15 protein-coding genes are annotated in these 16,288 nt (G+C 76.4%); 8 read left to right on the top strand and 7 right to left on the bottom strand.

Annotated elements, in window-relative coordinates; translation table 11 throughout:
* Positions 1-41: 41 nt before the first annotated feature.
* A complete protein-coding gene (locus OG618_RS29640; protein WP_329490632.1) occupies positions 42-428 on the bottom strand; it encodes a MerR family transcriptional regulator in 387 nt (128 codons plus the stop codon).
* A gap of 60 nt (positions 429-488) precedes the next feature.
* Positions 489-1,280 carry an alpha/beta fold hydrolase gene (locus tag OG618_RS29645; protein WP_329490633.1) on the bottom strand — a complete coding sequence of 264 codons (792 nt, stop codon included), beginning with the start codon at positions 1,278-1,280 and terminating at the stop codon, positions 489-491.
* A gap of 389 nt (positions 1,281-1,669) precedes the next feature.
* Between OG618_RS29645 and OG618_RS29650 the strand changes: the two genes are divergently transcribed.
* Positions 1,670-3,055 carry a sulfite oxidase gene (locus OG618_RS29650; protein WP_329490634.1) on the top strand — a complete coding sequence of 462 codons (1,386 nt, stop codon included), beginning with the start codon at positions 1,670-1,672 and terminating at the stop codon, positions 3,053-3,055.
* 6 nt (positions 3,056-3,061) lie between these two features.
* On the opposite strand, the gene OG618_RS29655 is transcribed toward OG618_RS29650, so the two are convergent.
* Both OG618_RS29655 and OG618_RS29660 read right to left on the bottom strand, forming a co-directional pair.
* Positions 3,062-3,700, bottom strand: a complete 639-nt coding sequence (locus OG618_RS29655) for a TetR/AcrR family transcriptional regulator (protein WP_329490635.1) — start codon at positions 3,698-3,700, stop codon at positions 3,062-3,064.
* 108 nt (positions 3,701-3,808) lie between these two features.
* Positions 3,809-4,720 (bottom strand): acyl-CoA thioesterase, encoded by a 912-nt coding sequence (locus tag OG618_RS29660; protein ID WP_329490636.1) that lies wholly within the window; start codon positions 4,718-4,720, stop codon positions 3,809-3,811.
* Between the two features lie 147 nt (positions 4,721-4,867).
* On the opposite strand from OG618_RS29660, the gene OG618_RS29665 reads away from it, so the two are divergent.
* The 3 genes from OG618_RS29665 (at position 4,868) to OG618_RS29675 (ending at position 10,026) form a co-directional block, all read left to right on the top strand.
* Positions 4,868-6,253 (top strand): SWIM zinc finger family protein, encoded by a 1,386-nt coding sequence (locus OG618_RS29665; protein ID WP_329490637.1) that lies wholly within the window; start codon positions 4,868-4,870, stop codon positions 6,251-6,253.
* The gene (locus tag OG618_RS29670; RefSeq protein WP_329490638.1) at positions 6,250-8,949 is read left to right on the top strand and encodes a DUF7824 domain-containing protein; all 2,700 of its coding nucleotides are present in this window, start codon (positions 6,250-6,252) and stop codon (positions 8,947-8,949) included. Before OG618_RS29665 ends, OG618_RS29670 begins: the two co-directional genes overlap by 4 nt.
* Positions 8,950-9,078: 129 nt before the next feature.
* The gene (locus OG618_RS29675) at positions 9,079-10,026 is read left to right on the top strand and encodes a DUF389 domain-containing protein (RefSeq protein ID WP_329490639.1); all 948 of its coding nucleotides are present in this window, start codon (positions 9,079-9,081) and stop codon (positions 10,024-10,026) included.
* Positions 10,027-10,077: 51 nt separating this feature from the next.
* Here OG618_RS29675 and OG618_RS29680 read toward each other — a convergent pair whose 3' ends face one another.
* The 3 genes from OG618_RS29680 to OG618_RS29690 form a co-directional block, all read right to left on the bottom strand.
* Complete coding sequence (locus OG618_RS29680; protein ID WP_329492340.1) at positions 10,078-11,271, bottom strand: MBL fold metallo-hydrolase; 1,194 nt, start codon at positions 11,269-11,271, stop codon at positions 10,078-10,080.
* Between the two features lie 287 nt (positions 11,272-11,558).
* Positions 11,559-12,011 (bottom strand): MaoC family dehydratase, encoded by a 453-nt coding sequence (locus tag OG618_RS29685; RefSeq protein WP_329490640.1) that lies wholly within the window; start codon positions 12,009-12,011, stop codon positions 11,559-11,561.
* A 159-nt stretch (positions 12,012-12,170) separates the two neighbouring features.
* Positions 12,171-12,602, bottom strand: a complete 432-nt coding sequence (locus OG618_RS29690) for a pyridoxamine 5'-phosphate oxidase family protein (RefSeq protein WP_329490641.1) — start codon at positions 12,600-12,602, stop codon at positions 12,171-12,173.
* 259 nt (positions 12,603-12,861) lie between these two features.
* Between OG618_RS29690 and OG618_RS29695 the strand changes: the two genes are divergently transcribed.
* The 4 genes from OG618_RS29695 to OG618_RS29710 all read left to right on the top strand — a co-directional run bounded on the left by OG618_RS29695 (position 12,862) and on the right by OG618_RS29710 (position 16,288).
* Complete coding sequence (locus tag OG618_RS29695) at positions 12,862-13,713, top strand: hypothetical protein (RefSeq protein ID WP_329490642.1); 852 nt, start codon at positions 12,862-12,864, stop codon at positions 13,711-13,713.
* Between the two features lie 282 nt (positions 13,714-13,995).
* On the top strand, positions 13,996-14,475 hold the full coding sequence (locus tag OG618_RS29700; protein WP_329490643.1) for a hypothetical protein: 480 nt from the start codon (positions 13,996-13,998) through the stop codon (positions 14,473-14,475).
* A gap of 71 nt (positions 14,476-14,546) precedes the next feature.
* The gene (locus OG618_RS29705) at positions 14,547-15,410 is read left to right on the top strand and encodes a hypothetical protein (RefSeq protein ID WP_329490644.1); all 864 of its coding nucleotides are present in this window, start codon (positions 14,547-14,549) and stop codon (positions 15,408-15,410) included.
* 80 nt (positions 15,411-15,490) lie between these two features.
* Positions 15,491-16,288, top strand: a complete 798-nt coding sequence (locus tag OG618_RS29710) for an SAF domain-containing protein (RefSeq protein ID WP_329490645.1) — start codon at positions 15,491-15,493, stop codon at positions 16,286-16,288.

A 16,288-nucleotide genomic window follows, 5' to 3' on the forward strand; every position in this document is an offset into this window, starting at 1 on the left:
GGGCCGTCAGGGCGAGGATCGGCGCGCCGGGCCGCGGGTCGTCAGGCGGCCGCGTACGCGCGGGCGGAGGGCCCGGTGGTCGGGGCGGCGGTGTCCAGGTACCCGGCCAGGGCCTGCCGGCTGCGGGTCAGCTCGGCGATCCGGGTGTCGAGTTCGGCCAGCTCGCCGCGGAGGGTGGCGAGCAGGTCGGGGCAGGCCTCCAGGGCCGGGACGGGGCCGCTCGCGCACGGCAGGATCTCGGCGATCACCCGGGTGGACAGGCCCGCCGCGAGCAGGCCGCGGATCTGCCGCACCCGGATCTGGTCGCCCTCGCGGTACTCGCGGTAGCCGGCGGCCGACCGGTCCGGTTCGAGCAGCCCCTGCTCCCCGTAGTACCGCAGCAGGCGGGTGGACACCCCGGTCAGGCGGGCGAGTTCTCCGATGCGCATGACCGGGCGAACGCCCGTCCGGGCCGGGCTGTTCCCGGCCCGGACGCGGCGGGGCCGTCGCTACGCCGGCCGACCGGTCACGAAGTCCAGCAGCAGCGCGCGCAGTTCGGGCAGGCGCTCGACCACCGGGAGGTGGCCACTGGCGAGTTCGACCAGCCGGGCGCCCGGGATGCCCTCGGCCAGGGCGCGGTGCTGGCTCGGCGCGACCAGCATGTCCTCGGTGGTGCTGATCACCAGCGCCGGCACGGTGACCCGGGCCAGGTCGCCGCGCACGTCCACCCGGCCCGCCAGGCCGAACTGCTGGCGGTAGCCGGCCGGGACGGGGGCGAGCAGCGCGGCGCGCAGGTCCGCGAGCTGCTCGGCGGTGAGCGCGTCGACCCAGGTCTCGCCGAAGGCGACCGCGAGCACGAAACGGGCCAGCAGCTCCGGGTGGTCGGCCAGGCCGGCCGCCAGCTCGGCGGTGATCCGGAGCCGGTGGTCGCCGCCGGCCACCCCGGCGAGCAGCAGCAGCGAGCGGACCCGGGCCGGGTGCCGGGTGGCGGCGCGGACGGCGACGGCGGCCCCGAGCGAGTACCCGGCCAGGTCGAAGCTCTCCAGGCCCTCCTCGACGGCGGCGGCGACCAGCCGGTCCGCCAGCTCGTCGAGCGAGGGCCCGGCCGGCTCGAACGGGGTGTCGCCGGAGCCGGGGAAGTCGGGTGCGACGACGGTGCGGTGGGCGGCGAGGTCGTCCAGCAGCGGCCCCCAGTTGTCCCGGGCGCTGCCGCCGGCGCCGTGCGCCAGCAACAGGCCCGGGCCGGAGCCCCGGACGATCCGGGCCAGCGCGGGCGGGGTGGCGGGGGACGGCTCGGTCATGGCGGGGCTCCTGTTCACCTGGATGGCTCGGTGATCGGCACGCTAGGAGTTCACACCGGTGTGAAGGTCAAGTCCGGTGCGGGCCGGACCGTCCGCGCGGCGTCGATCGGCGGGATCGGCGGACGCGACACGGTTCGCGATCGTATGATCCGGGCGTGACCGGAGGCCCGAGCGCCGCGAGACCGACCGGGCGGACCGCCGCCCCGGTCCGGAGCGCCGCTGCCCGCCGGGCCGTCGCCCGCCGCGCCAGACGCACCGACCGCTGTCGCTGAGCCCCGCCCGCGCGCCGCGCCGGGCCGGAGCGGACCCGCGCCGTCGGCGCCCCGTCCCCGCCCGCCCGGCCGCGCGGCCCGCCCGACCGTCCGCCGCAACCGAACGGAAGTGTGCCCGTGCCCACCGCGAACCCCCTTCGGACCACCCCCGCGAGCCCGATCCCCGGCGAGGCCGCCTACGACCGGCTCCGCCGCCGGCAGTGGTCGGCCGGCGAGGCCCGCGCCGACGGCGTCGAGCGCCGGACCCTGCTGCGGATGCTCACCGCCGCCGGGGTGCTCGCCGCACCCGCCGCCGGCGGGCTGGTCGTCCCGGACCGCGCCCGGGCGCGGACCGCGACCGCCGCGCCGGGAGCGCTTGCCGAGCCGTCCACGGCCCTCGCGGGTACGGTGTCCCCCGTGCCCGGCATCGTGAAGCCGCTGCCCGCCGAGTGGTTCCTCCCGCGCGGGACCAACGCCGAGATGCGCTGGGACGCGCTGCGCGACGCGGAGGGCGCGATCGGCCGGCACGTCCCGGTGGAGCGGTTCTTCGTCCGCAACCACACCAGTACCCCGGTCATCGACGCCGACAGCTGGCGGCTGCGGCTCTTCGGCAGCGGCCTGCGCGGCGGCCCGGACGCCGGGCGGCCGGTCGAGTTCGGCCTGGCGGACCTGCGCGCCCTGCCCTCGACCAGGATCAGCGCCCTGATCGAGTGCGCCGGCAACGGCCGCAGCTTCTACGCCACCCAGCAGAACCAGCCCGTGCCCGGCACCCCCTGGACGCTCGGCGGGGTCGGCTCCGCCCAGTGGCGCGGCGTGCGGCTGGCCGAGGTGCTGCACCGGGCCGGGCTGACCCGGGACGCGGTGGACGTGATGCCCAGCGGCCTCGACCCGGCGTACGTGAGCGGTGGCGTCGACTTCGGCCGGGTGCGCCGCCCGCTGCCGGTCGCGAAGGCGCTGGACGACGTGCTGCTCGCCTACGAGATGAACGGCGAACCGCTGACGCCCGACCACGGTGCGCCCCTGCGGCTGGTGGTGCCGGGCTGGATCGGGATCGCCTCGATCAAGTGGGTCGGCTCGATCGAGGTCGCCGACCAGCCGCTGTACTCGCCCTGGAACACCGACTTCTACCGGATGTTCGGTCCTGACTACCCGGCCGGCGGAAGTGCGCCGGTCACCACCCAGGTGGTGAAGAGCGCCTTCGAACTCGCCCGTGACGCGGTGCTGGCGGCGGGCCGCGAGCACCGCCTGTACGGACGCTCCTGGTCGGGCGCGGCGCCGGTCCGCCGGGTCGAGGTGAGCACCGACGGCGGCCGGCGCTGGCACCGCGCCGAGCTGCGGGACGAGCCGCGCGCCGACAACTGGACGCGCTGGAGCCTCGACTGGCGCCCGGACCGGACCGGCCCGTACGAGCTGCGGGCGCGCGCGACCGACCGCCGGGGCAACACCCAGCCCGCGACGTCCGTGTTCAACCGCGAGGGCTACCTGTTCGACGCGGTGGTGGTCCACCCGGTGACGGTCGCCTGACGCCGCTCAGCCGGTGGGGCTGGCCTCGTACGGCGCCTCGTACGGGGTCAGCACCAGCCGTACCACGTCCTCCAGCCGCCGCCGGGCGTCGCCGAGCGTGGTGCGGCCGGTCACCCAGGCGGTCAGCTCGCCCTGCCAGGCGTGGCCGACGATGTGCCGCACCAGGTCGCTCGCGGCGGCCGGCACCTCGGCCATCACCGCCTGGAGCGCGGTGCTGTCGGCCCGGGCCATGCCCTGCAGCGCCTCGCTGGCGAAGGGGTCGGTGGAGGCGGCGACGGCCACCCGGAGCCGGGCCAGTTCGGGCTGGCGCTGGTAGGCGCGCATGCCTCCACGCACGAAGCGCACCACCCGGTCGGTGGCCCCCAGCCCGGCCCGCGGTCCGCGCAGCTCCGCCACCAGGTCGGCCAGCAGCAGCCGGTGCCATTCGGCGATGGCCGCGGCCAGCAGGTGGTCCTTGGAGGAGAAGTAGCGGTACGCCGTCCCGAGGGCGACTCCGGACCGCTCGCAGACCTGTTTCATCTGCAGCCGCTCGACACCGATCTCGTTCACCAGGGCGAGCGCGGCCGCGATCAGGGACTCGCGGCGTTCGAGCTGACGTGGAGACATCGCCTCCACCGGTCGTGGTGACAGGTCAACCTTGGTCACCCGCACCATGATACGGCTCGGAACCGCTCAGGAGTATGACGCCGACCGGTCGCCCCGCGTTCGTCCGCCGTCCACCGGTGGCCGGCGGACGGCGGCGCGGAACCGGGGTCAGTGCGCCCGGGGTGCCCGGTCGCGGATCAGGGCCTCCTGGACGGCGGAGGCGACCAGCCGGCCGTCCCGGTCGTAGAACTCGCCGAGCGACAGCCCCCGGCCGTCCGAGGAGGAGGGGCTGCGCTGGGCGAACAGCAGCCACTCGTCGGCCCGGAACGGGCGGTGGAACCACATCGCGTGGTCCAGCGAGGCCATGATCAGCCGGGGCGGCTCGGTGCGCTGGAAGAAGTTCGGCTGGACGTGCAGCCCGGCCGTCGAGGCGAGCGTGAGGTCCGAGAGGTAGGTCAGCGCGCAGACGTGCAGCAGCCGGTCCCCGGCGGGGAGCGGGGAGGCGGTGCGCAGCCAGACGAACTGCTGCGGCATGCCCGGGACGGCCGGCGGCACGCCGGGTGCGTCCGGTGGGACGAACCGCAGGTCCAGCGAGCCGAAGCCGCCCGTGCGGGTCAGCGCGGCGCGGGCCTCGGCGTCCCAGCCTGCCAGCGCGTCCGGCAACTCCTCCGGGCCGGGCAGCGCCGGCATCTCCCGGTGGCGGTCGGCGGCGGGCTCGGGCCGCTTGAAGGAGGCGGAGAGCGTGAAGATCGCTTCGCCGCCCTGGACGGCGGTCACCCGGCGGGTGGCGTAGGACATCCCCTGGCGGACCCGGTCGACCTCGTAGCGGATCGGCCGGGACGGGTCGCCGGGGAGCAGGAAGTAGCTGTGCAGCGAGTGCACGTCCCGGTCGTCGCCGATGGTGTGCCCGGCGGCGGTCAGCGCCTGCGCGGCGACCTGGCCGCCGAAGGCGCGCATGGGGGCGCCGGCGTGGCAGCGCCCCCGGAACGTGTTCTCGTCCAGCCGCTCGATCCGCAGCAGCTCGGCGAACGAGCCGGCGGTGTCGGCGGCCGGTCTCTCCTTCTCGGTCAGGTCGGTCACGGGGACATAGTGGCAGAAGCCGCCGTCCGGCGGTGTGACCGGGGTAACCCGGGGACCGGAGGCAGCCTGATAGAACCTGTTCCAGTACCGGCCTCGGCCCGGGCGCTCTCCGACGGATTGTCAGTCGCCCCTCCTAGCGTGCTCCGCATGACGCAAGCCGCACACGCGTACGCCTATCTGCGCCCGTCCGCCGTTCTCGACGGGGCCGACGGCCCACGCCTCGCCCTGGAGACCTCCGGCGGCACCACGCCGCTCGGCGCGGTCGCCAACCCGCGCTTCTTCGCGGGCTTCCTGGCCGACCCGGCCCCGGCCGCCGCCGCGCTGCTCGCGGTCGCCGACGTGGCCGCCGCCCGCTACTACCAGCCGCTGCTGCGCGCCTCGCTCGACCCGGTGGTCACCGCCAACGGCGACCGGCTGCGCTTCGAGTCCTTCTCCGGCTGCTGCGGCGTCTACGCCCGACTCGACGTGCTCCGGGCCGGGCTCGACGGCGACGACATCGGCCACGGCACCACCAACGTCGACGTCAACAACCCGCTGCGGGAGGCGCTCACCCGGATCGGTCCGGCCGAGCCGCTGCACCTCGCGGTGGGGCCCGACGCACTGGAGGTCACCACCTTCGACGGACCGGTCGTCGAGAAGAAGGTCCCGCTGCCCGAGCGCTGGGTGCGCGGCTTCGCCGAGACCCAGGTGACGGCCGCCGCCTTCGACCTGCGCGCCGAGCTGCCCGCCGCCGAGGCGGTCCGCTTCCTGCGCTCGCTGCCGCGCGGCGGCGGGCGGGCCCGGTCCGCCGCCGGCTGGGTCGTCCCGGCCGGCCGGACGCTGCGCCCGACCACCCGGCCCGTCCCCGGCGCGGTCTGCCTGCCCGGCCCGGAGCGGCTGGTGGCGCTCCAGCGGGTGCTGCGGCACGCGCTGGCCCTGCGGGTGTACGGCCCGGTCGCGGGCGACGCCCCGGCGGCCTCCGCCTGGGAGGTGGTGCTGCCCGGCATGCGCCTCACCCTCACCCTCTCGCCGGACGCCTCACGCGGCTTCTCCGGGGAGGGCGGCGTGCTCGGCGCGCTGGCCACCGGCGCCGCCGAGCAGGACGCCGAGCTGGTCGCGGTGCTGCTGGCCTGGGAGCCGCGGATCGACGTCGCCGAACTCGCCGAGCAGTCCGGGCTCACCCCGGCCCGGGTCCGGGCCGCCCTCACCAGGCTCGGCACCGCCGGGCAGATCGGCTACGACATCGCCGAGGCCGCCTACTTCCACCGCCAGCTGCCGTACGACGCCGGCCGGGCCGAGGCGCGGAACCCGCGGCTGCGGGCCGCGCACGCGCTGGTCGCGGCGGGCGCGGTACGGCTGGAGCCGGGCGGCGCGCTCGCCGAGGTCACCGTGGACGACCACCACCAGCGGGTGCGCACGGACGAGGCGGGCCGGGTGAGCTGCACCTGCCTCTGGTGGGCCAAGTACCGGGGCGGGCGCGGTCCGTGCAAGCACGCGCTGGCGGTCGCCGTGGTGCGGGAGCGGGTCGCGAGCGGGCGGGAGGCGGGCGCGTGAGCGGCGTCGAGGAGTTGCTGCGGGCGGTTCGCGAAGGGCGGACCCCGCAGGTGCCGGCGCTGGTCGCGGCGCTCGGCCCGGCCGAGCGGCGGGCCTGTCTGCCGGCCCTCAAGGAGCTGCGCAAGGAGCTCCGCGGCGAGTGGTCGACCGCGGCGACCGCGCGGGCCGGGGCGGTGCTGGTGGCCGGCGCAGGCTGCCACGCCGGGCCGGCCGGCGCCGCCGCCTGGATCGGCGGGCGGGACTTCGCCGGCCGCTCCTGCGCCCGCCACCCGGCGCTCGGCACGGTCGTCGAGGCCCAGCCGGTCGAGTGGCAGATCGAGGTGGTCAACCGGCTGGCGGCCCGCCGCGGCTCGGGCTGGAGCTGGGACCTCTACCCGCTGATCGAGCGGACCGTCCGGCGGACCGGCTGCCCGGTGCCGGCCACCGAGGCCTTCACCGGCGAGTGGCTCGACCGGGTCGGGGCCGGCGACGGCCGCCGGGACCGCAGCCGGACGCTGCTGGAGCACCTCCGCGAGGACGCCTTCACCCCGCTGCTGGCGCCCCGCGTGTTCGAGCTCGCCGACGTCGGCTGGCGGTTCGAGCACCGGCGCACCGAGCGGCCCGGGGACTCCTGGCCCGCCGCCCTCACCGCGCTGGCGGCCGAGGGCCGGGTGGACCGCGCCGAGCTGATCGACCGCTGCCTGGCCCGGCTGGTGCGCGGCGGCAAGCCGGGTGACCAGCGGGCCTTCCTGGGCGTCCTGGCGGCGCTCGCGCCGAGCCCGGACGAGTACGCGAAGCAGGTCCGGAGTCTGGTCGCCATGCTGGACACGCTCTCGGTGATCGCCGGCCACGCCCAGCAGGTGCTGTCCGAGCTGGACGCCGCCGGGCTGGTCGAGCCCGAGGTGCTGGCGGAGGCCTCGGCGGTGGTGCTGTTCCGGACCGAGAAGAAGCTGGTGCGCGCCCAACTGGGCTGGCTGGACAAGGCCGCGAAGCGCTCGCCCGAGCGCGCCGGCCCGGTGGTGCTGGCGGCCGCCGAGGCCTTCGGCCACCCCGACTCCGCCCTCCAGGAGCGGGCCCTCGCCGTGGTCGCCCGCCACCTCCGGGCGGCGGGCGAGGCGGTGCTGCCCGACCTGCGCCTCGCCGCCGAGGGGCTGAACCCGGCCCACCACGCCCGCGCGGGCGAGCTGTTGGGCGCGCCGGTCGGCGGCGACGACCCGGACACCGGCTGGAGCGAGCTGCTCCCGCCCGCTCCGGTGCCGAGGCCGCTGGGCGAGCCGATCGCGACGGCCGCCGAGGTCGCCGAGGAGCTGTCCGTGCTGCTGGCCGCCGCGCAGCCCGAGGTCGCGGACTTCGAGCGCACCCTGGACGGCCTCGTCCGGCACGCGCACCTGGACCGCGCGGCGCTCGCCGAGGCGCTGGCGCCGGTGCTGAGGGTGCACCCGTGGACCGGGTTCGGCCGCTGGCACGACTGCGGGCCGGAGGACGTGCTGTACGTCGCGGCCGTGATCGCCGGTGCGGCCGACCCGCGCCTGCGCGGCGCCGTCTTCCGGGACAAGAACTCGGTGCCGCTGCGCGGCGGGCACAACACGGTGTACGGCAACGTGTTCGCCGTCCGGCTGACCGAGGCGGCGGAGCGGGTCATGGCCGACCGGCCGCCGCTGCTGCTCGCCACCCCGACCGACACCACCGGCGCGCTGTCGGCGCGGGCCCTGGTCGACCGGCTGGGCCGCTACCAGGAGGCCGGGGTCGAGCCGGGGGAGGCCGATCTGCACGCGGCGCTGCTGCGGCTCACCGTGACCGCGGACGAGGCCGTGCTGGCCGCCGCCGACCGGCTGACCTCGCCGGCCGGGCGCTGGACGGCCCGCTGGCTGCGCGAGGGCGGTCTGCCGGGCCAGCCCTCCGAACGGGTGCGGTTCGCGCCGCCCGCCCGGGACGCCGGCGCCCGGTCGTTCTTCTGGGAGCGCCGGCGGGAGCACCAGTGGGAGGGCGTCAAGCGGATCTGCGTCGCCCAGCCCGGCGTCGGGGCGGGCCCGCGGGGGCCGGCCGGCGAGCGGCTGGGCGCCGAGTTCCGGGCGCTGCTGGCGGCCACCGAGCCCAGCGTGGTGCGGGCGTCGGCCCAGGACGAGTGGCTCTGGCGGCCGACCGCGCACTGGGCCGCCGTCCTGCCGCACCACCGGGAGGAGCTGGCCGCCCGCTGGCTCGACGGGTTCGCCGACGGCGCCGACCGGGAGCAGCGCGGCGCCGCCGGGCTGCTGCCCGTCCTCGCCGAGGCCGGCGGACCGGCCGGTCTCGCGCTCCACCTGGCGCTGGCGTACGGGCTGGGCGCCCGCTTCCCCGAGGACCGCACGGCCGCGGTGGACGCCCTGCTCGTCCTCGCCGCCCGCGGGTGCCTCGACGGCGGGCTGCTCGGCCGTGAGCTGGGGGAGCTGGTCACCGAGGGCACGGTGAAGCCCAACCGGCTGGCCCAGGCGCTGACCGCGGCCGCCGACACCGGCGCGTACGGCACGGTCTGGTCGGTCCTGGCGCCCGCGCTGCCGGCCGTGCTGGCGGGCGCCGCGGGCCGGGGCACCGGTGAGCTGGTCGCGCTGGCCGCCGACTGCGCCCGGCGCAGCTCGGCCCGGGGCCCGATCCCCGAGGTGACGGAGGCGGCGGCCCGGCCCGGTACCGCCCGACTGGTGAAGGAGGCCCGCGCCCTGCGCGACATCCTGGCGGGGTGACGCCCCGGGTGACCCGTGGAGCCCCGGCCGCCCGCCCCGGGCTGCCGGGGCCCGCGCGGCAGGGGCCCGGGCGGCAGGCCCTAGGGTGAGCCGGTCCGTTCCTCGCCGAGACCACTGCCCGGAGCCCCCGTGCTGCACCTGCGCCTGATCGTCCCCCACGACCTGCGGAAAGCCGTCCTCGACAGCCTGGACGGCTTCGTCGGCGTGACCCACGTGGTGGTCCTGCCGGACGCCGCCGTCCGGCCCGCCGGGGACGTGGTGCTCTGCGACGTGGCGCGCGAGTCGGCGGACGAGGTGCTCGGGGCGCTGCGGGAGACCGGGCTCTCCGAGCGCGGGGCGATCAGCGCCGAGGAGGTCGCGCTGACCCTCTCGGCCGCCGCTGACGAGGCCGAGCGGCTCGCGCCGGGAGAGGGGGCGGACGCGCTGGTCTGGGAGGCGGTCTCCGAGATCACCCACGAGGAGTCCACCCTCACCGCCGTCTACCTGGCCTTCCTCACCGTCGCGACCATGCTGGCCGCGTGCGGGGCCGTGCTGGACAGCGCGATCCTGGTGGTCGGCGCGATGGCCGTCGGGCCGGAGTTCGGGCCGCTGGCCGGGTTCTGCGTCGCGCTGGTCCAGCGGCGGGCCCGGCCCGCCCTGCGGTCGCTGAACGCGCTGGTGGCCGGCTTCGCGGTCGCGATGGCGCTGACCGTCCTGTTCTCCCTGCTGATGGACGCCCTCGGGCTGTTCAGCCAGGCGGCTTTCGACGGTGCGCGGCCGAACACCTCGTTCATCTGGCAGCCGGACGCGACCTCCTTCGTGGTCGCCCTGCTCGCGGGGGTCGCCGGTCTGCTCTCGCTGACCTCGGCGAAGGCCGGGATGCTGGTCGGCGTGGCGATCTCGGTGACCACCGTACCGGCGGCCGCCAACGCGGCGGTCGCGCTCGGCTACGGCGACCTGAACCAGTTCTGGGGCTCCAGCTGGCAGCTGCTGGTGAACATGCTGGGCATCGTGGTGGCGGGGGTGCTGACGCTGCTGGTGCAGCAGGGTGCCTGGCGGGTGATCCGCCGCCGGGCGAAGCAGGCGGCGGCGAGCTGACGGCGGCGGCTGACGGCGCGGCGGGCTGACGGCACGCCGGGCCGCCGCGGCTCAGACGGGTACGCCGTCGTCCTCCGCGGCGCCCTGGGGGCGGACCGGGGGGTGGCCCGCCGCCCCGGCCAGGCCGTCCGGGACGAGCAGTTCGCGGTCGTCGCGGGGCAGCGCCGCGACCGCCCGCCACCAGAGCCGCGGGGCGGGCGGGTCCGCCGGCTCGAAGGGTTTGCCGGGGCGCGGCACCGCCAGCCGGGCACCGAGCGCCTGGGCGGCGGCGACCACCCGTTCGGCGGGCTCCTCCCAGGGGTGCGGCGCCAGGTTGAAGGTGCACCAGTGGATCGGCAGCAGCAGCTCGCCGCCGAGGTCGAGATGGGCCCGGACGCCCTCCTCGGGCGTCATGTGCACCTCGGGCCAGAAGTCGCTGTACGCGCCGACCTGCATCATCGTCGCGTCGAAGGGCCCGAACCGGCGGCCGATCTCGGCGAACCCGGGGAAGTAGCCGGTGTCGCCGCTGTGGAAGAGTCGGTGCCCGCCGCCGGACACCACCCAGGACGCCCAGAGGAACAGCGCGCTGGTGCGCGGGCCGCGGCTGCAGTAGTGCCGGGCCGGGGTGGCGGTCAGCGTCAGGCCCGCCACCTCGGCCGACTCCCACCAGTCCAGCTCGACGATCCGGTCGGCCGGCACGCCCCAGTGCTCCAGGTGCGCGCCGACCCCGAGCGGGACGGCGAAGACCGCGCCGGTGGCGGACAGCGCGCGGACGGCGGCCATCTCCAGGTGGTCGTAGTGGTCGTGGGAGACCACCACGACGTCCACCGGGCCGAGTTCGGCGAGCGGCAGCGGGACGGGGTGCAGCCGCTTGGGACCGGTCCAGCCGAACGGTGAGCAGCGCTCGCCCCAGACCGGGTCGAAGAGCACCCGGCGGCCGCCGATCTCGGCCAGCACGGTGGCGTGGCCGAGCCAGCTGAGCCGCAGTCCGGACGCGGGGGGCCGGGCCAGGTCGACCGGGAGCAGCCGGTGCAGCGGCACGGCGGCGGTCGGCACCCGGCGGGTCTTGTCAGCGGTGAGCTGGGCGCGGGTCATCTCCAGCGGGCTGCGCTCGTACACCAGTCGGCGGGTCGGCAGCGGGTTGCGGAACGCGCCGTCCGCGAACTGCGGGGAGCGGTGGATCCGGGCCAGCCGCTCGCCCCGCGGGTCGGCCCCGAAGGCGTCCGTCCGGACCCGCTGCCAGGCCGCGCGGGGGAGTCCGGCCAGGCCGGGGGCCGTCGTGGTCGCTGAGGGGACGGAGAACTGCGAGGCCAGAGCGGCGACGCGGGAGAACCACGGGACGGGGCGGGGCACGGCACCTCCAAGGGCGGCTGCGGCTACCGGGCATGCCGGGGCGCGTACCCACGGCGGTGAGACCGAAGCGGTACGACGACCATCTCGTCGGAGGTTACTCGCAGTGGGCGGTCCGGACCCGGTGGACGGCCCCACGCGTGCCGTTCGGCGTACGCCGGGCCGAACGGCACGCGCGGGAGGGCCCGGCCCGGCCCCCGGGCTCAGGCGTAGAAGCGGGTGATCGTCTCGGCGACGCAGTGCGGCTTCTCGCTCTCCGCGCTGGTGATGGTGAACCGGACGACCGCCTGGACGCCGCCGGGCACCTCGGTCGCGGAGACCAGCTCGGCGGTGGCCCGCAGCGCGGTGCCGACCGGCACCGGAGCCGGGAAGCGCACCTTCTCGGAGCCGTAGTTCAGCGCCATCCGGACGCCCTCCACGCTGTAGCACTCCTTGGCCAGCACCGGGATCATCGAGAGCGTGAGGTACCCGTGCGCGATGGTCGAGCCGAACCGGCTCTCCTTCGCCCGCTCCGGGTCGACGTGGATCCACTGGTGGTCGCCGGTGGCCTGGGCGAACAGGTCGATCCGCTCCTGCTCGACGGTGTGCCACCGGCTGGTGCCGAGTTCGGTGCCGACGGCGGCGGTCAGGTCGGCGAGGGAGGCGAAGGTCGTCACGGTGCGCTCCAGGTGGCAGGCGGAGGTGGGGGAACTCCGGGAGAGTATGCCTACTCGCCGGTCACCTGTCAGGGGGCCGTCCCCGGCGGGCGCTCCGCCGTCCACGGCGGGCCGGTCACCGGTCCGGCGAGCTTCGGGGCCGGTCGGACGAGCACACCCCTAGGACCGCTGCACCGTGCGGCCGGCGGGCAGCAGTCGGCGGCCGCCCACGAGCTCGGGCACCAGCGCGACGAACATCGGGTCGGGATCGCCGACCCAGGGGCGCAGCCCGCTGCGCAGTGCCCGGCGGACCAGCTCCGGGTCGCGCACCACGTCCGCCCGGCCGTGCACCAGGACGCTCCAGCCGGTCCGGGTGACCGCGTCCAGCCGGTCGGCCTGGAAGGCGACGACGGTGCCGTCCAGCCCGCGCGCGGTGGTGCTGCTCCGGCGCACCGCCAGCAGCAGCCGCCCGTCCGGCGTGACGTCGAAGGAGACCGGCAGCACGGCCGGCAGCGCGTGCTCGGTGTACACCACGCGTCCGACGGGCACGGTGCTGAGCAGCCGAAGGCACTCGGCCTCGCACAGGGTCTCCACCCGGTCGTCACGGTCCATGGGTCCGATCGTGCCCCCGCCGGTGTGCGGCCGATAGGGCCCATGGTCCCGGAGCGGCCGGGCCGGGAGCCCCGCCGCCGCGGCCCGGGGCGGTAGCTTGTCCGGCGGCGGGTGGAACGTGCCGCCGGCACGGGCGGCACCAGGCGACCGGGACCGGGCGGGCCCGGCGGCGCACGCAGGACAGGGCAGGACAGGGGCCGCGGCGGTACACGGGCGCGGCGGGCGGTCCCGGGTTGCCGGGGCCGGCGAGGAGGGGGCGGTGCGGGTGGTCAGTGGGGTCGACCTTGTGGTGATCGGGGCGGACGGCGGGCCGGACCGCGGCTTCGGCGGTTCGGCGCTCGCGGCGGACGGCGCCCGGCTGCTCGCCGACGTGCTGCCCGGGATGTGCTTCGACGCCGGATCGGCGGGCTGCCGGGTGGCCGTGGTGGAGCCGGGCGCGGACGCCAACACCATGCTCACGACGGTGCGGGAGGCGGCCGCGCGGCCGGGCCGGTGGCTGCTGGTCTGCCTGGTCGGCCAGTTGGTGGCGGATCCGCGTGGGCGGCGGCTGGCCCTGGTCACCGGCGGCAGCACCGCCGACAACGCGTACCGGCGCGGGCTCGCCTGGGACTGGGTGGTCAGCGCGATGGTCCACGGCGACCAGGAGGAGGCGCTGCTGCTGGTCGACGCCGTCGTGGACCGGGACACCTGGTCGGCCCTCGAACGCGGTGGCGGCGAGGACGGCGTCGGCGAGCTGCTCAGCTACTCGCGGGTTCCGCTCTGGGGCCGGATCGGCCGCTACACCCCCGGCAGACGCGGGCGGGACGCCGTACTGCCGGGCGGCGAGGGGTCGTTCAGCCGGGCCCTGACCGGGGTGCTCCGGCAGGGGCTCCCCGGCGCACCGGCCGCCGTCGCCCCGCTCGACCTCCAGCCGGCCGTCGCCGGTCTGCTCGACGGCGGTGATCCGGCCGGTGCGCCGGGCGCGCGCCTGCTCGTACCGCCGCCGGGCGGGCGCCTCCTGATGCGCAATCGGGCCGCGGTGCGGGGCGCATTGGCCGGATTGTCGCTTTCCGAAGAACTGTTGGCCGTCCTGTGGCGTGAAAGTGCCCCGACGGATCCACCTTCCACGTAAGGTCAGGTGGCCCGGGGTGTTGCCGTGAAGGGGTGGCTTGGCGAAGAATCGATGCTCTCGCGGCAACACCGGCGGGGCAGCGGAATTCTTCTGGCGACCACAGACCACGGACGGGGTCGGTCGCGACGAGGTGGGGCGATGCGGCGGCGCGGAAATGTATTGCGCCCTGGGGCGGTTGGGGTCGCTGGGCTGGTTTTGGCGATGCTTCTGACCGCCTGTGGGAGTGGTGGTGGCGCCGGTTCCGTCGATCGTCTCGGGACGGCTGCGCCCAGTGTTGCGGGAGTGAACCCGGTAACTCCTTCGGGTGGTTCGGCAAACGTCGGGATCGCGCCGACCGAAGGGCCCGAAGGCGCGGCGGGGCGCCTGGCGCTGAGCACCTATCAGGACTGGTGGCAGACCCAGGCGGCGGACTTCGCCCGGGCCGATTCGGACGGCTCCCAGTTGGAGACGTACTCGTCCGGGAAGGCACTGGCCGACGCCCTCGTCAATCTCCGTCAGCTCCATGACGCCAAACTGGTGATGATCGGCGCCCCGCGGAATTCACCCGTGGTGAAGAGCGTCGATCTGAAGGCGGACCCGCAGGCCGCCGTCATCGAGGACTGCCTCGATGTGACCGACTGGCACCAGGCCGATGCGACCACCCGCGCGGTAAAGGATCCACCGCGGCGGCTCACCCGGTACATCGCGACCGTTTCCCTGCGACAGTTCCAGACGCGCTGGCTGATCTACGAGTTCAAGCGGGAGGTGGACCGAACATGCTGAAACCGGTACGGCGATTCGTGATCCGCACGCTGTTGGTCGCGGGATTGCTGTTATCCCCGGCCGCGCCTGCGATGGCGGACGAACCACCGATCGGCGGGGACGTCACGCACTGCGCCGTCAACGTCATCTGCGAGGGCGGCACCATCCCCGGCGGCACGCCCTCCCCGGGCGGCGGCGGGACGGGCGGCGGGAGCACCGGCGGCCCGCAGATCTGCCGCTGGAACGGCCAGGACTGGCCCTGCCACGACCCGGAGCTGGGCTGGTTCAGCGGCTCGACCGGCTGCTACTACCGCGAGGTCTCCCCGCAGCCGCCGGCCGGCTCCGAGGCCTGGGAGGGGCACCAGCCCTCCGAGGGCACGGTCTACGCGGTGACCTGCCGCTTCACCGACGGCGGCATCGGCGCGCCCGCGCCCAGGTTCTTCGCCCAGGCGCCCGCCGGGCCGCCGCCGCTCAATCCGGTGGCGGAGGCGCGCAGGATCATGGACACCATCGTCCTGCCGTTCCCCGAGCCGGGCGTGGCGCCCAAGGACACGGCCGTGGTCGGGGTGCCGGTCTGGCTCTGGCTGGAGAACGCCAAGGCGCCGGCGGCCAAGTCGGTGAGCGGCGGCGGGATCACGGTCACCGTCACCCCGCGGCTGGACTCGGTGGTCTGGGACCTCGGGGACGGCCGGAAGGAGACCTGTGACAAGCCGGGCGCCGCGGCCGGCACGCCCTACGAGGCCAAGTACGGCGCCGCCAAGTCGCCCACCTGCGGCCACGAGTTCACCACCGGCTCGGGCGGCAAGCCGCGCGGCACCTTCGTCGGGAGCATCCAGGCCAACTGGGTCGGCGTGGTGACCGTCACCGGCAGCACCCAGAAGGTCGATCCGATCAAGGTCCCGCTCACCTTCGCTCCGCTGGAGCTGCGGGTGGGCGAGGTGCAGGTCCTCAACTGACGCGGGTGCGGCGGGGGCGACCCCCGCCGCACCGGCGCGCACGCAGCAATGTCCGAACGACGTGGGAAGGCCGGAACCCGGTGGAGAACCGTACATTTGCGACGCCCGGGGCCAGTACGGCCGGGGCCGCGGCGGTGTCCGTGGCGGTGCCGGAGCAGGGGCGCGGGGCGCCGCACGCCCCCGGGCGGAACCTGCGGGCACGACGCCGGCGCCCGGCCGTGCTGGCGATGGCGGTGGCGCTGATAGCCGCCGGCGGGCTGGGCGGCGCGGTGCTCTACAACAGCACCGGCCAGCGGGTCGCCGTCCTGGCACTGGCCCGTGACGTGCCGTTCGGACAGGTGGTGACCGACGCGGACCTGGTGGTCGCGCGGATCGCGACCGATCCGGCGCTGAAACCGCTGGCGGCCGCGGAACGCGGCAAGGCGGTCGGGATGCGGGCCAGCACCGACCTCAGGCGCGGCGCGTTGCTGCTGACGGCGGACCTCGCGCAGGCCCTGACCGTCCAGCCGGGCCAGCTGCTGGTCGGCGTGTCGGCCAAGCGCACCCAGCTGCCGGCGGCCCGGCTGACCCCCGGCGTGTCGGTCGTCGTCGTCTACACGCCCGACAGCGGCCGGCCGGACTCGCTGTCCGCGCTCGTCGTCACGGTCGGCCGGGTGGACACCGACGGCAGCCAGGTGGTGGACGTGGCGGTGGCGGCGGCCGACGCGCCCCGGCTGGCCTCCTGGGTCGCCAGCGGGCGGATCCAGGTGGTGCTGGCGCCGCGCGGCGCGGCCGCGCCGTCCGGGGCGCCCTCGGGGGCGCCTTCGGGCACGGGCGCGCCGACGGCCTCCGCCGCGCCGTCCGGCTCCGCGACGCCCTCCGGGGCGGGTGGGGGCTGA

The sequence above is a fragment of the Kitasatospora sp. NBC_01246 genome (assembly GCF_036226505.1).
Lineage (GTDB): Bacteria > Actinomycetota > Actinomycetes > Streptomycetales > Streptomycetaceae > Kitasatospora.

What these genes read in the sequence shown, in the direction of transcription:
- OG618_RS29640 (WP_329490632.1), bottom strand. Translation starts at nt 428, where the DNA reads ATGCGCATCGGAGAACTCGCCCGCCTGACCGGGGTGTCCACCCGCCTG.
- OG618_RS29645 (WP_329490633.1), bottom strand. Translation starts at nt 1,280, where the DNA reads ATGACCGAGCCGTCCCCCGCCACCCCGCCCGCGCTGGCCCGGATCGTC.
- OG618_RS29665 (WP_329490637.1), top strand. Translation starts at nt 4,868, where the DNA reads ATGACGCAAGCCGCACACGCGTACGCCTATCTGCGCCCGTCCGCCGTT.
- OG618_RS29690 (WP_329490641.1), bottom strand. Translation starts at nt 12,602, where the DNA reads ATGGACCGTGACGACCGGGTGGAGACCCTGTGCGAGGCCGAGTGCCTT.
- OG618_RS29705 (WP_329490644.1), top strand. Translation starts at nt 14,547, where the DNA reads ATGGCGGACGAACCACCGATCGGCGGGGACGTCACGCACTGCGCCGTC.